Origin of the sequence: Algoriphagus taiwanensis, from assembly GCF_036245645.1 — a bacterium.
Classification (GTDB): domain Bacteria; phylum Bacteroidota; class Bacteroidia; order Cytophagales; family Cyclobacteriaceae; genus Algoriphagus; species Algoriphagus taiwanensis.
In genome coordinates this window covers 69,524-84,383 of the sequence record NZ_BTPE01000012.1, presented here as the reverse complement: position 1 = coordinate 84,383, position 14,860 = coordinate 69,524, and the positions used below count along the sequence as shown (strand labels likewise).

The window sequence follows — 14,860 nt, the reverse complement described above, 5'->3', positions numbered from 1 at the left end:
CCCTTTGATTTTTGAATTTCTTTTTTTTCCACCATAAATAATTTTACTATGAGTTATGTAAATCGAACCCTCCGCTCTCTGCCCTTTGGCAGAATCATAGGAGGCCCAATGGTCGCGGCAATCCAATCACAAGGCCTCGCCGCAAAGTCTACAGTGAACTTCATTAAAGAGGTAGGTTTTAAGTCAGCCCCGGAAGAGCAAAATGGTGACCAAGACGAAACCCTTGGTGATGTACGCAATGTCACTTTCCGATACACAAGAAAAACCGCAGGAGGGAGCTCTGGCGGAAATGATGCCGGAGAAGAAACGGTAGCCCTTACCGTACCCATCCTTACGATTGTACCGATTCCTTTTATCCGGATTCAGGAGATGACTATCCAATTCACAGCAAACATCACCGAGCAGCAAGAGTACAAAAGTGGAAGTGCCAGCAGTGGCAGTGTCGCTACGGATACGACCATGAGCTTTAAGGCGGGCGGATTCTTCTCTCCGGTAAAGTTTAATCTGAATGCTAAGGTGTCTACTCGAAACAATTGGAGCAGTCATCAAAGCAACAAAGTCAATACTTCTACTCAATACACCATGGATATTCAGGTGAAGGCTGTCCAAGACGAAATGCCAGCCGGACTTGCCAAAGTTTTGGATATCATGGAGCAGGCTATTTTGGAAAAACCAGCAGCTGGTGGCGGAGGAGGGGGGTAATTCACCCTCCCTCTTTTTTTCATTTTAAACCCCTACTTGACTATGAGCCAGTTAAATGGAATAATTGCGTCTATACTCAGCGATATCAATGAGGCCAAATCCAAAGCCGATGAGGCCTCCAGAGAAATAGCCAAAGCCTACGCCTCCGATCAGATTCTTAGATATTTTCCAGTGCCCAGAATCGGAATACAAAATCTGGAAGTGGAAATCAAATATGCCGTGACTGGGGTAGAGGAAAAACCGGCCAATCCAGCCCTTTCCAAGCAAAGATTGGCGGATTTGGCAGCGGTTTTTTCCAAAGAGACGGCGGCCGAAATCAAATCTCAGGTGAAAAGTCTGACTCAGACCAACGAGCTATACAAAGGACTGGGCAATTCCTATCCATCCGATGAATGGGAAAAATCCCTTTCAGAGCAAATCGAGGATACCCTTCTCGAGGGGATCAAAACCAATGACCCTATCAAAATGACTGCCTTGGTGAAGGATTCATTCACTAAAAGTTTGCAGCCTTTATTTCCAGTCGTGCAGAAAAGCCCATCCTTAGCAGTTGTTCCTTTGGAAACCGGGGAATTCCAGGTGATAGGCTTGGATAAAAAGGGGCAATCTGAATTCACCATCAATGAGCGCTTTGATGACAGCGCTAAAGCATTGGCAGAGGCAAAGCTTTTCTCGGAGTCTTTGAAAAAAGGAAAAGTGGAAGTCGGTGCAATCAAAAAAGACACGGATACCAAAACTGAGATTGCCAAAGTAAAGGTTGGGAATAAAGAAGTGGAAATCATCGCATCCTCCCAAAAAATAGGCTCGGCTAATTCCAAAGCATTCTTTGACAAGTCCGTTTCCGAAAAAGCACTAGCTATCAACAAGTCCACCGCAATCAAGCCAGTGTGGATGGGAGGAGTATCTGCTGTCAGACGTCCGGGGGGTAACAATCCACCACCTAATCCAAAGGATGATTTTGAGGAGGACCGGGCTATGGTTCAGTTGGCAGAGCGAATTTTGGCAAAAAAAATTCCCTTATTCGAAAGTTCTGCCAGTAAAATTCTCTCTGAAAATGTGGTCACCAAGCTTCAGGTCTCAGTGGATAGCGAAGCGATCAGCAAAGCCAAGCCAGAGAGTATTGCGACCATTAAGTTTACGCTAGGCTCCCAAGATTTTACCCTGCTGGATGACGAAAACAAAACTTCCATTCTTTAATCCCTGATATCATGATCACACCAAGATATATTTCTGACCTGCTGGGAGCCCCTTTGGCTGCAGTAGTCCAGGCAGAGGCAATTGCGGCAAAGGCAACTGCTGAGTTTATCCAAGAAGTAGGGTTTTCAAAGACATCCACATCTACTGATGAGGACTTCGGGGAGGTAAGAAACATCATTTTTACCTATCAAAAGGTGGAGGCTGACGGTTCTTCCAAAACTGCCAAAATAGCGGTCCCTTTATTGACTATTATACCAATTCCATCCTTGAAAGTAGCTGAGGCAGAAATAGAGTTTGATTTGGCGCTGTCTCAGCCTGACCAATCTGCAAGTACTCCCAAAAGCGGAGGTTCCATTGGGAATAAATTTATTGGAGATACAAGTTCGCTCAGACTGAAAGGAATATTCGGGAAAAAGCCAGTTCCTAATCAGCCCAATACTACTCAGGCTGCCACGGCCAATATGAATGTCAAAATCCGACTTGCCCAAGCTGAACCTGCAATCGGGATGGTCCAACTTCTGAATATTTTGGATAACGCAAATAAAGAGACCTAATGGCCAATTGGATAATTACCTTCAAAGATCGAATTCTAAGCTGGTTTGGGGTGGGGAAAAAGGAATCCCAACCTGCTGAGCCTGAGAAAACTCCCATCGTGGAAGTGGCTCGACAGCCGGGTTTATCCTGTCCGGAGTGTGGTACCAAGCTGGTCATCAGCATCGCTTCTTTGATCAATTATGAGCCGGTACTTTGCCACGGATGTGGATTGGAGCTGACTATTGATCAAGAAAAATCCAGACAATCCATAGAATCTCTGAGGAGATTGCAGGATGGTCTGGATCAGGCTGAGAAAATCAGATCAGACAATCAACTGAACTGATCAGGCAAATTTTCCAGCTTGGTAATCTTGATAAGCCTCGTAAATCTGCTGTTGAGTATTCATCACAAAAGGACCCTGAGCTACTACAGGCTCATTAAATGGCAAGGCATGGCCCAAAATCAAGATTGAGTCTTCCAACGCCTCCACGGCTATTTTTTCTCCAGTATTGGCAAACTCGATCAAATGTCTCATGACCAGCTCCTCTCCATTAACTTTTAGCTCTCCTCTGACGATATAGAAAAAGACATTTTCGGGGGCAGGAACGACCTTTTCAAATCTCCCTCCCTTGTCCAGGTAGATTGTGCTCATTTGAATAGGAAAATTACCCTCAAATGCCCCCTTCACTCCGTTCCATTCTCCAAACAACTGCTGAACTCGCACCTTTCCTTGGTCGAGTTCGAAAAAGGGTATTTCTTCCTTTTGTAAACCTTTATATTTGGGAGCAATCATTTTCTTGGAAGCGGGGAGGTTCAACCACAGCTGAAGAATTTCCAATTCTCCTCCTTTACGCTTAAACTCCGGACTGGAAACTTCGGCATGGATCAAGCCTTTTCCAGCTGTCATGTATTGTACTCCTCCAGGTCCGATTACCGAATTTTTTCCTGTAGAATCCGAATGCATGATGTCTCCTTCCAAAATAAAGGTTACGGTTTCCATCCCTCTGTGCGGATGTGGACCGAATGGCAACCCGTGATTATGCTGGGGATAAGTCTGCAATCCATGGTGATTCAGAAATAAAAACGGGTCAATCATGGAAAGAGAGCGGGTCGGCATTGGGCTGTAGGTGACTAGATCGTCAATTGGTCGGTACTCCGCTTTATGGATTTTCTTGATTTGTCTCATGATTGGAAATAGTTGTATAGACATTTAATTGGAAAAAAGCGAAAAAAGTTTTCTTTCGATATGATTTTTACTTTAAGGTTCTGTCCAACGTCAGAATGGTATTTAAAAGGACGTTAGCTCCATTCGCTATATCCTTCTTTGAGGAGTATTCTTCGGGTGCATGACTGATGCCATCTTTGCTAGGGATAAAAATCATTCCCATCGGGGCTATTCTAGCCATCTCCTGTGCATCATGGCCTGCTCCGCTTGGAAGACTTTTGGTGGTCAACCCTAACTTTTCTGCTTCTTTCTGAATGATCTCACGGATCATTGGGTCTGCCAAGGCCGGTTTGCTTGCCACTTCTATATGGTTGATATCGAGTTGAGTTTCGCTTTTTTCGGCTAATTCCTTGGCTTTGGCTTCGATTTCCTTGTAGATCGTCCAGATTTTTTCAGAAGAAAGGTCTCTGATTTCCAGGTTGAGTTTTACTTCTCCCGGGATCACATTTCCAGCCCCAGGAAAAGCTTGAATTTTACCGACCGTCCCGACTTGTCTCCCTTCGAAAGAATTAACAATCCGGTTGACTTCCAAGATTAACTCCGCCGCCGGAAGCATGGGGTCTTTTCGCATATCCATGGGCGTAGTGCCGGCATGATTGGCCTTGCCCTTGAACGAAATCTCCCACCACTCGATAGCGACTATGCCTTCGACCACACCGATATCCAGTTTTTCATTATAAAGATTTCCGCCTTGCTCGATGTGCAGTTCCAAAAAAGCGGCTATATCACCTGGATTTCGCTTTATTTCAGGGATTCTTTCCGGATTGCCTCCAAGAAGCTTTATTCCTTCAGCCTGAGTCACTCCGGCATTGCTTACCACCTGAATCGCCTCTTGGCTCAAGGCTCCGACGATCGCCCGGCTGCCAACCACTCCTCCCTCTTCGTTGGTGAAAATGATGACCTCCAGTGGGTGATCGGTATATAGTCTGTTTTCTGCCAGAGTTTGGACCACCTCAATGGCTGCCAAAGATCCGACTGGACCGTCATAGTCTCCTCCATTTGGGACTTCGTCGATATGGGAGCCAAAAGAAATTGGCTTCATTTCCGGGTTTCTTCCTGGTCTTCTGCCAATAATATTTCCTGCAAAATCCACACTGACTTCCATCCCGGCCTTTATCATGAGCTCCTTGACGTAGTCGCGGGCTTCAACATCATGGCTGGAATAGGCAATCCGGTCGCTGCCTCCTTTTTCATTTTTGCCATAGGTGGATAATGTCATCAAAGTGGAATGCAGTCTGTCTTCATTTACTCTGAAGTCTTGAGCCTTACCTCTTCCATGGTAGAGGAAAAGGCAAGTCATAAGAAGGAGGGATATTGGTTTTTTCATATTTGGATGGCAAAGGGATCAGGAAATACAAAAAAAGTCCCTCTTTTCAGAAGGACTTTTAAGTTTATTTTAGCCAGGCAAGCTTGACTTCGTCAGGGGCTTTCATTCGGTCTGCCAATCTCATGTATCGGTCTGCCAAATTAGCGAGGTAATCCTGGGCTTTGGAAGCCAGATCATTTAGACCAGTCACAGCTTCTACTTTCCAATGGTCTACCAAATGCTGAATGATTCGTGCATAATCCCAGCCTGTATAAATACCGACTTTTTGAGTGATCTCTGAAAAATCCTTGTAAAGGGATTGTCTATTGCCTCCCTCACCCATCAGCACCGCAGGCATGACGATTTGCTTTCTCATCATCTTCTCAAAAGCAAGCATGGCACCGCTCGGGTCGATTTCAAAAATTTTGGACATAAAAGTTTTGTATGCCTTCTCGTGCCTTGCCTCGTCTCCGGCGATAGTCTTGCAGATTCTTGCCAAGACATGGTCTCCTGCTTTGTCTGCCAGTTTTCCTGTGTTTACATGGGAAATTTTGGTAGCTCTTTCCTGAAAGGAAGTATAAATCATCGCCTGATATGGGTCAGATTCGGATTTGGGGTCGAATCCATTGGAAATCAATCTATGGATGGTACGCTCAACCGCTTTCATATCTACTCTTCCTGTCAGATAAAGATATTTGTTCAACAAATCCCCGTGACGGTTTTCTTCCGCAGTCCAAGCTTTGGACCACCTCACCCAGCCAGAAGGAGAAAGCAGGCTTCTTTCATCATTGATTCCTTCCAGAAGGTTGAAATATGTCTGGTAAGAAGGAAGTGCCTCCTCAGTAATCATATTGCCTACAAGGGAAGTCAGTACGGTGTCAGGAATTCCTTCTGCTCTTTGCTGTAAAAGTTTGATGTCTTCCAAAGCTTCAGGGTTGGAAAGATCAGGAAGGAAGTCGGAAGGTTGCCAGCAGTCATCGGGGTCCACCAGGATCGTGTCTACTGCATGACCTACCACATCATCCAGTTGGGAGATCACTTCCATGTTTTTTTCCAGTTCGTAATTGATAGGTTTTGAACTCATAATATTCGGGTTACCTGATTCTCTTCGGGTTATTATCTAGAATCAATATAAAGGTAAGGACAATAAAGCAGAATCGATATGGAAAAACTCTAATCCTTATTTGAGTTTCCATGAATGGATTTAAATCTACTTGGAAACAAAAAAGGGAGCTGAATCAGCCCCCCTTTCTTGAAGAATAAGTTGGGATTAATAATCCAATTTGTAAGCCGCTACTTTGTTTTTGAAAAAAGTAGGGACGTAAACTACTTTTTCGGAAGGGTTATAGCCAATGTCGGCAGTGTTCGACTCTGCAGCTTTAGTATCCAGCATGTTGGTTTCGCCATCAGCCGAGGCAAACCAAATTTCTCCCTGCCATCTTGAGGCAACAAAGTTACCGTCTCCCATGATAATCAGGCCATCGCCTCCTGTTACTGTTGAGTTAATAATAGTAGTGGAGCCATCTGCATTCCATTTTTTCAATCCGGATCCGTCCAATCCATAGATAGTACCGTCATTGGCCACTGCTATCCCGTTGATAGAGGTATTTCCTTCCGAGATAGTGGAAATAGATCCGTCCGCATAAGCGTGAACTTTGCCTGTATTCATGTCGGTAAAGTAAACGGTTCCTTCGTGTGCTGCCACGTCATTGAGAAACTGCGCTCCCTCTATTTTCCACTTGTTTGATATTGCTGCTGTAGCGATATCAATTTCCACAAATTCATCGATGTCTGTCACGTACAGCTTTCCATCGGAAATAGCCATTCCTTTAGGAGCATTTAGTCCGGTCACCCATGCTGGGTTGATGATTTCTCCTGAAGTAGAAACGATAGCTATCGAACCTTTGCCGTCCTTTTCAAGTGGATCCATTCCTCCGATATTGGAGACATAAAGCTGGCCACTAGATTGGTCAAAAAGGACCGATTCATTGGTGATCAACTCTGCAGGAGTCTCCCAAAGGAGAGTCAGGCTTGGATTTTTTACAACTGTGCTATCTGCTGAAGCCATTTCCTCGTTGCTACCGCTTTTTGGAGCAGAGCATTGGGCAAAGGCCAAGATGGCACTTGCGAAAAGAATTCCTGATTTTAATGTGGTTTTCATTGTTTAGTTTTTGGTTAGTGTCCAGTTGTTTTGATTAAAAGAAGGTGGGGCTGTTTGCCGAAGGCGATTTGCAATTTTATCCAAATACATGGTATTGTATCGCAGTCGGGTGATGTAATTGGGTAAATTCGGATCCCCGTTCCAGCAGTGCTCGGCCCGATCACCATAAGCAACCTCTCCGGCGTAAAAAGGGTTCTCCGTTTTTTCCAAAAATTCCTCCGTTAGGTAGACTGCATTATTGAGATAGTAATTGTCCATGTCTCCGCAATAAATCCTGATTTTCCCTTCCAGTTTGGGACCTAAAGTGGCCCAATCCCTTTCCATAATGTAGCGGAGGTCGAAGTTTTCTCTCCAATAAGCGGCTACTTCCGAGTCGATTTCACCAGTGTACTTATCCCAGATTGGCTTCGGATATCCATCCTCTCCCACCGGGGAATAGACTGCCTGCCAAATATCGAATTGATCCCCGGAGCGGCTTTTTTCTCCCCCTAATGCCAGTTCCCGATGATTCATGTCTTTGACCATGGCATTGACATGTCCCAGATAGTTGCGATGACCGGGACGTGGAGTCTTTCTGAAATGCCCCTCTTTGTAATAGGCATTTTTGTCTTCATAAAGGTTGATAGAGGTGTAGGCCCTGAAGTCAATCGGATCTGGACAGGCGGCAAAGCAGCCATTGTATTCGTCTGGGTAAAAAACCTGCACAGCCAAGGCCTCCCATCCACCAGTAGACCCTCCATAGAGAAACCGGGCCCATCCTTCTCCGATTCCTCGAAACTGCTGCTCGATGTATGGGATCAATTCATAAGTGATAGCATCTCCATAAGGTCCTAGGTTGGCGGAATTCACCGCGTAGCTGTCATCGTAGTAGGGGTTGGCGTGCTGGATTTCGATGACAATGAATCGCTTGAAGTCCGGAGAAATCCATTGCTGATAGAAATCATAGGCTTCCTGCTGCTGCATTTTCTCATAGCCATAGATCCCAAATCTTGCGCTGTAGTCATCCTCTCCCAAGTCGGGGTCAGGAGGACTTGTACGGAATCCTCCAAAGTCAGATGGAAAGTGGCCATGGTAAATCATCAGGGGATAATATTGATTGGGATTTTCCTCAAAGCCTTCTGGAAGCAGGACATGAGCTCCCAAGTACATATCCCTACCCCAAAATTCAGACAACTTCTCTGATTTGATTTTGATATGCTTGATGTATTGGGTGTCTTCCGGTTCGGTGACTGCAGGGATGATCTGATCTATGGTTAGTGAAAGTGATTTTCCATTTTCCCAACTAATTTTTTGTGGGGTGGAGTAGATGTTTTTTGGAGCTCGAGCCCACTGTCTTCCCTCTCCTTGGTCCATGGGAAGCTTAACTGTGTGCCCATCAGCGCGGGAAAAAGTTTCATATTTCTGGATGAAAGCTTGAACCGTGTATTCTCCTGCAGGAATATCAGCTATACTTTCGATCGGGTATCCAAAACTCTCCATGTCAAAAACCAAAGGTTGTCCAGCTTGGTAATTTTCAAAATCCATCCCGAAAACCTGATTGGTTCCGACATTGTCGCTGATCCCAAATCGCGGTTCAGCTTCATGATTGGTGGAGAAAATGAGCAGGAGTCGGCCATCTTGCAGGTCTCCCTGTAGGGATTCATCGATGGATATTGAAATCGGGGAATCTTGGCTAGTTTGGCAGGAAGCCAAGAAAAAGAGGAGTAGAAAGAGTCCGGATAAGTCTTTCATGATTGATGGGTTGGTAGAAAGGAAATTTACACAAAATCCATCTTTTATTTCGATCCTATGGCTTTATACCCGTAGGTAAGCCAAGTATATTCTGCTTTATTAGCCATTTATGGATATTTTGTCAACCGACTTCAGAATACTTCTATTTTTAGAAGTGAAAAAAACCGCCTTATGAAAAAATACCTTAGCCTGATCGCTTTAGCAGGGATGATCTTTTCCTGCGAAACTAAAAGTCCGGAAATCGACTACACCCAACTTTCCGATGCCGAGCGCTTGGAAGTAGCCAAAGAGATAGCCCAATCCACCATCATGGTAGATGGACATGTGGACTTGCCCTATCGGATGAAAGTAGGAGGATTTACCCTTCAGCGGGAAATTTTGGATGTTTCCGTCCGTACTCCTGACGGGAATTTTGACTATCCCCGCTCCAAGGAGGGGGGCTTGGATGCTCCCTTTATGTCGATTTATATTCCTGCAGGAAACCAAGCTATGCCGGGAGCTTCAAAGGCTTTGGCAGATTCTCTAATATTGATGACTGAGAGATTGGCAGCCACATTTCCGGACAAGTTTGCCATGGCTTACAGCCCGGCCGAAATAGAGGCCAATTTTGCCAAGGGGCTTATTTCTCTTCCTATGGGGATGGAAAACGGTGCCGGGATAGAAGATGACCTGGCCAATGTCGAGTATTTCCAAAAGCGAGGAATTCGATACATCACCTTGACTCACGGCAAGGATAACCTGATCGGTGATGCCAGCTATGATACCACAGGGACTCATGGAGGCCTAAGCGAATTTGGAGAAAAGGTAGTGGCTGAGATGAATCGAGTAGGAATTATGGTGGATTTGAGCCACGTTTCGGACAATACCTTTCGCGATGCTTTGGCCATCACCAAAGTGCCCGTGATCGCCTCCCATTCTTCCGTCAGAAAATTTACTCCGGGTTTTGAGCGGAATATGAGTGACGAACTCATCCAAGCTATGGCCAAAAATGGAGGTGTGATGATGATCAATTTTGGAGGTAGTTTCATAGACTCCGCCTACGCAGCTGGTTCTGCCAAGGTCCGGGAGCATTTGGTCAATTACATGGCAGAAAATAACCTGAGCAGATCAGATTCTGCATTTAGAGCATATGCAGAAGCTTATGCTGCAGCAAACAATCCTTTCCCAACTGTACAGCGAGTAGCAGACCATATCGATCATGTGGTGAATTTGGTAGGGATTGATTATGTGGGTTTCGGGTCAGATTTTGATGGTGTGGGAGATTCTTTGCCTACTGGACTGAAGGATGTGTCGATGTTCCCCAATCTGATCGCAGAATTATTAAAAAGAGGATATTCCAAAGAGGATATCGAGAAGATCTGCTATAAAAATGTTTTCCGTGTTTGGAAAGCGGTAGAGGATTATGCGGCTCAACAAGGAGGATGAATGAAAAAAATAATTAAATTTTGATTTCCAAAAATCAAGCTATAATTTCTATGAAATCACTTCTATTTATCGTTTTTGTTTTTGTCGCCTCCCTTCAGGGATTTGGTCAAAGCCAAGGAGCCGAAAGCATCTTTGCCTCTGGAATCCAGGGTTGTTATTCAGATTATTATATTTCCTTCCATGATCGAGGTGCGTATGAGGTCCCTGATGGAGAGCATGAAGTAGTGATGGTGGTTATTAATCAGGGTAGAAGTGAATGCTATATGGCGAAAACCAATGTTCAGGGAGGAAAAATCACTCGGCCAGTTTCAGTCCAAAAAGCAGATGGCACATATGTGCCGGTCGCTAGAATGTTTAAAGCTCTTGATCAAGATTGGTTGGAAGCTCAAGACGAGGAAACTCTATATACTATCACCGATGGAATGAGTCAGGTATTTCAAACTCAGGAAAAGTATTTTGTTCGTCTATTTTTCCACACGTTTATTCATCCTGATCATGGAGGAAATAAAAAAGCACCATCAGCCAAAGAATTATTAAAATCTGGGAATTAAATCGCTGTCCAAATTTGCAAAGAGCCCTAATTAATGATTGGGGCTTTTTTTCTGCCATATTTTCTGAAAACTCACTTTGAATTGATCGAATTCGGACAAAATGGCCAGATTTTTTACTTGGCGAAGGTTTTGATCCTTGGAAATCCAGAACACTAAACCACTAACAACAATAATGGATTTCAAGCAATTCACCATTAAATCTCAGGAGGCTATCCAAAAAGCAGCTGAGTTGGCCATGGCTTCGGGCCAACCCAATATCGAGTCAGCTCATCTGCTCAAAGGGATTTTCTCCGAAGATGAGAATGTCACCGATTTTGTCTTTAAAAAACTCGGTGCCAATAAGCAACAACTAACCCAAAAGCTTGAAGAGCAATTGGGAAAACTTCCCAAAGTCAGCGGAGCCAATCAGCAGCCTTATCTATCTGGGGCAGCCAATCAGGCTTTGACTAAGGCAAAGGATTATCTTAAGACTTTTGGGGATGAATATGTCGCTATTGAGCATTTGCTCTTGGGGATTTTGGCGGGTAGCGAGGCTACTGCCCAACTGTTGAAAGATCAGGGCATTTCTGAAAAGCCCCTGATCGAAGCGATTAAGGAATTAAGAAAAGGAAATAAAGTGACTGATCCCAACGCAGAAAGCAAGTACAGGGCTTTGGAGAAATACTCCAAAAACCTGAACGAATTGGCCAAAAAGGGTAAAATCGACCCGGTAATTGGCCGAGATGAAGAAATCAGACGGGTGCTGCAGATCCTCGCTAGACGTACCAAAAACAACCCCATTCTCCTCGGAGAACCCGGTGTGGGTAAGACAGCGATCGTCGAAGGGTTGGCACAACGTATCGTCTCCGGTGACGTGCCGGAAAATCTGAAAAGTAAAACCTTGATCTCTCTGGATATGGGCTTGCTAGTCGCAGGCGCCAAATACAAGGGAGAATTTGAGGAGCGACTGAAGGCAGTAATCAAGGAAGTGACCGATTCTGATGGGGAGATTATTCTCTTTATCGATGAGATTCACACCTTGATCGGTGCCGGAGGTGGAGGAGAAGGTGCTATGGATGCAGCCAACTTGCTCAAGCCTGCTTTGGCACGTGGTGAACTCCATGCCATCGGTGCGACTACCCTGAAGGAGTACCAAAAGTACATCGAGAAGGACAAAGCATTGGAGCGAAGATTCCAAGCCGTGATCGTGGATGAACCGGATGCAGCAGACGCCATTTCAATCCTTCGAGGCATTAAGGATAAATATGAGCTTCACCATGGGGTACGAATCAAGGACGATGCGGTGATTGCCGCAGTGGAATTGTCTCAGCGATACATTTCAGACCGCTTCTTGCCGGACAAAGCCATTGACTTGATGGACGAGGCAGCCGCCAAACTGAGAATGGAGATCGACTCTCTTCCTCAAGAACTCGATGAACTCAACCGTAGAATCATGCAGTTGGAGATCGAACGGGAGGCAATTCGAAGAGAAAATAACAAAGACAAGGAAGCGATTCTGAGCAAAGAGATCGCTGAATTAGGAGAAAAAAGACAGTCCGTCAAAGCCAAGTGGGAAAGCGAGAAAGCCGTCATCATGGGCATTCAGCGCGAAAAAGAGAATATCGACAAGTTCAAACTGGAAGCTGAGCAAGCCGAACGGGCAGGGGATTTTGGCAAAGTAGCCGAAATCCGGTATGGCAAAATCGTAGAGTCTGAGAAGAAGTTGGAATCCTTTAAATCCCAATTGGCGGAAATGCAGGCTGGTTCGCCGCTTCTCAAAGAGGAAGTGGATAATGAAGATATCGCTGCAGTTGTGTCTAAATGGACTGGAATTCCTGTCAGCAAAATGGTTCAATCCGAGCGGGAAAAATTGCTTCATCTTGAAGATGAGCTTGGAAAAAGAGTTGCCGGTCAAAAAGAAGCCATTGCAGCGCTTTCTGATGCCGTACGTCGAAGCCGAGCAGGTCTGCAGGATCCGAAGCGTCCTATTGGTAGTTTTATCTTCATGGGTACAACCGGTGTGGGTAAGACCGAGCTGGCCAAAGCCTTAGCTGAATATCTCTTCAATGACGAGAATGCCATGGTCCGAATTGATATGTCAGAATACCAAGAAAGACATGCCGTCAGTCGATTGGTGGGAGCGCCTCCGGGATACGTAGGCTACGATGAAGGCGGTCAGTTGACAGAAGCGGTGAGAAGAAAGCCTTACTCTGTCATCTTGCTCGATGAGATCGAAAAGGCTCACCCGGATGTCTTCAACATCTTGTTGCAAGTGCTTGACGATGGCCGATTGACCGATAATAAAGGCCGAATTGCCAATTTCAAAAACACGATCATTATCCTGACGACCAATATTGGCTCTCATCTGATTCAGGAGCGATTTGCCGAAATGGAGGAGTGGAATAAGGAAGAGGTTTTGGAAAAAACCAAAGCGGAAGTATTTGACCTGCTCAAAAAGTCTGTACGACCAGAATTCCTCAACCGAATAGATGAAACGATCATGTTTGAGCCGCTGAACAAGCAGATCATTCGTAAGATCGTGGATATCCAATGGAGAGAGATTCAAAAACGATTGGCCGAATCCCATATTGAAATTGAGGCGACCAAAGAAGTTTTGGATTATCTGGGCGAAGTCGGCTTCGATCCACAGTTTGGTGCAAGACCGCTGAAGAGAACCATGCAGCGATTGATCTTGAATGAGCTTTCCAAGCAGATTTTGGCAGGCTACATCAAAAATGACTCAGCTGTTTTGGTTGACTTGGATGCCGACAAGCAGGTATACTTTAAGAATGTAGATGCTGCTGTCGAGGTGGAGTAAGCTAAAATACTGATCATATTTCACCCCCGGCCTCTAATAGAGGTCGGGGGTTCTTTTCACCCCCCAATCCAATCCAGGTAATTCCCCGAATGAATCACTTCAAAGTGCGCTTTAGGATAGGCTTTTGACCAAGCAGCCGGCGCTTTTGGCGATTTATTCAGGGAGTATTTGAATTCATAGCTTCGTAATTGATCACCTTCTTCTTCCACCCAATCCAATTCTTGCTGATCGTAAGTTCTCCAGAAGTAATTATTGCAGCGCATTTGAGTATAGCTCTGGAATTTCAGGCGTTCAGCTGCCAAATAATTTTCCCAAAGTTCTCCTACATCCATTCTTAGATTCAGACGATTGAAGTTCTGAATCAAGGCATTTCGTACTCCATTGTCATAAAAATACCAACGGCTGTTTTTGACTATTTCTTTTCTCAAATTTTTGCTGAATCCGCCTATTCGGTATACCACAAAAACTTTGGATAGCATATCCAAGTATCGCTCTACCGTATTTTTGGACATGCTGAGTTGACGGCCCAGCTCTTCTAGTGAGACTTCTTTCCCCACTTGAAAGGCGATAAGTCTCAGCAAGGAATAAAGCTTCTCTGAGTTTCTGATTCCGTCTACCATCAAGATGTCCTTCAGTAGGTAATCATTCATGATTTGGTAGAGATAATCCTGTTTATCTTTCCAGTCCGGATATTGGTTTAACTCCGGATAGCCTCCAAAAATGAGTCGCTCTTCACGTTTTTCCAACGTGGTCTTATAATCTTCCCGCTCCTTGAATTCCATTTGAGCTAAAGGAAAAAGGTAAAGTGTGTTTTTCCGTCCGACCAATGGCTCACCCACTTGCTGATGAAGGTCAAAAGCTGAAGATCCCGTAGCGATCACATGAATTCCCTCGATGGTATCTACGATAAGCTTTAAAGCCATTCCGATATCAGGTATGTGCTGCGCCTCGTCGATGACAAGGAGTTTTTTACCTGCTAGCAATCGGGTATAATTTGCGACAGACCTTTCCTGAACCAATGCCGCGTCTGTGACGTCATCGCCGTTTATGGTGAGTCTTTCTTCAGTTTTCCACCGGGAAATATAGTCTCGGATAAAGGCAGTCTTTCCCACTCTTCTTGGGCCGATCAGCATCAGCACCTTGTTGGGTCTTAGCTTTTTTTCAAAAACTTCCTGAATCGCTCTTGGATAAATTACCATTAAATATCTTATATCACTGAATATCAGTCTAAAAT

At 44.9% G+C, this 14,860-nt stretch carries 13 protein-coding genes; 7 read left to right on the top strand and 6 right to left on the bottom strand.

Translation table 11 applies throughout. The features are described 5' to 3' along the window. Positions 1-48: 48 nt before the first annotated feature. Genes AAA938_RS15835 through AAA938_RS15820 form a run of 4 tightly spaced genes read left to right on the top strand, consistent with a single transcriptional unit; the run spans position 49 to position 2,773 of the window. Entirely contained in the window at positions 49-702 is a 654-nt protein-coding gene (locus AAA938_RS15835; RefSeq protein WP_338229727.1) for a DUF2589 domain-containing protein, read from the top strand. Positions 703-744: 42 nt separating this feature from the next. Further along, positions 745-1,896, top strand: coding sequence for a hypothetical protein (locus tag AAA938_RS15830; protein ID WP_338229726.1), 1,152 nt, complete (start codon positions 745-747; stop codon positions 1,894-1,896). An 11-nt stretch (positions 1,897-1,907) separates the two neighbouring features. Further along, the gene (locus tag AAA938_RS15825) at positions 1,908-2,450 is read left to right on the top strand and encodes a DUF2589 domain-containing protein (RefSeq protein WP_338229725.1); all 543 of its coding nucleotides are present in this window, start codon (positions 1,908-1,910) and stop codon (positions 2,448-2,450) included. Continuing rightward, entirely contained in the window at positions 2,450-2,773 is a 324-nt protein-coding gene (locus AAA938_RS15820; RefSeq protein ID WP_338229724.1) for a hypothetical protein, read from the top strand. The genes AAA938_RS15825 and AAA938_RS15820 overlap by 1 nt, the downstream gene beginning before the upstream one ends. Here the strand turns inward: AAA938_RS15820 and AAA938_RS15815 are convergent, their stop codons facing one another. The 5 genes from AAA938_RS15815 to AAA938_RS15795 all read right to left on the bottom strand — a co-directional run bounded on the left by AAA938_RS15815 (position 2,774) and on the right by AAA938_RS15795 (position 8,853). Then, positions 2,774-3,616 carry a pirin family protein gene (locus AAA938_RS15815; RefSeq protein ID WP_338229723.1) on the bottom strand — a complete coding sequence of 281 codons (843 nt, stop codon included), beginning with the start codon at positions 3,614-3,616 and terminating at the stop codon, positions 2,774-2,776. A 67-nt stretch (positions 3,617-3,683) separates the two neighbouring features. Beyond that, complete coding sequence (locus AAA938_RS15810) at positions 3,684-4,982, bottom strand: Zn-dependent hydrolase (protein WP_338229722.1); 1,299 nt, start codon at positions 4,980-4,982, stop codon at positions 3,684-3,686. A gap of 64 nt (positions 4,983-5,046) precedes the next feature. After that, entirely contained in the window at positions 5,047-6,045 is a 999-nt protein-coding gene (locus AAA938_RS15805) for an acyl-ACP desaturase (protein ID WP_420915747.1), read from the bottom strand. Between the two features lie 186 nt (positions 6,046-6,231). Further along, positions 6,232-7,122 carry an ATP-binding protein gene (locus AAA938_RS15800; protein WP_338229721.1) on the bottom strand — a complete coding sequence of 297 codons (891 nt, stop codon included), beginning with the start codon at positions 7,120-7,122 and terminating at the stop codon, positions 6,232-6,234. 3 nt (positions 7,123-7,125) lie between these two features. Next, a complete protein-coding gene (locus AAA938_RS15795; RefSeq protein ID WP_338229720.1) occupies positions 7,126-8,853 on the bottom strand; it encodes an alpha/beta hydrolase-fold protein in 1,728 nt (575 codons plus the stop codon). Positions 8,854-9,024: 171 nt separating this feature from the next. Between AAA938_RS15795 and AAA938_RS15790 the strand changes: the two genes are divergently transcribed. The 3 genes from AAA938_RS15790 to clpB all read left to right on the top strand — a co-directional run bounded on the left by AAA938_RS15790 (position 9,025) and on the right by clpB (position 13,626). Beyond that, complete coding sequence (locus tag AAA938_RS15790) at positions 9,025-10,278, top strand: dipeptidase (protein ID WP_338229719.1); 1,254 nt, start codon at positions 9,025-9,027, stop codon at positions 10,276-10,278. Positions 10,279-10,328: 50 nt separating this feature from the next. Further along, positions 10,329-10,829, top strand: coding sequence for a hypothetical protein (locus tag AAA938_RS15785; RefSeq protein WP_338229718.1), 501 nt, complete (start codon positions 10,329-10,331; stop codon positions 10,827-10,829). A 172-nt stretch (positions 10,830-11,001) separates the two neighbouring features. Then, positions 11,002-13,626 (top strand): ATP-dependent chaperone ClpB, encoded by a 2,625-nt coding sequence (gene clpB / locus AAA938_RS15780; protein ID WP_338229717.1) that lies wholly within the window; start codon positions 11,002-11,004, stop codon positions 13,624-13,626. A 56-nt stretch (positions 13,627-13,682) separates the two neighbouring features. Here the strand turns inward: clpB and AAA938_RS15775 are convergent, their stop codons facing one another. Further along, positions 13,683-14,825, bottom strand: coding sequence for an ATP-binding protein (locus tag AAA938_RS15775; RefSeq protein WP_338229716.1), 1,143 nt, complete (start codon positions 14,823-14,825; stop codon positions 13,683-13,685). Between the last annotated feature and the right edge of the window lie 35 nt (positions 14,826-14,860).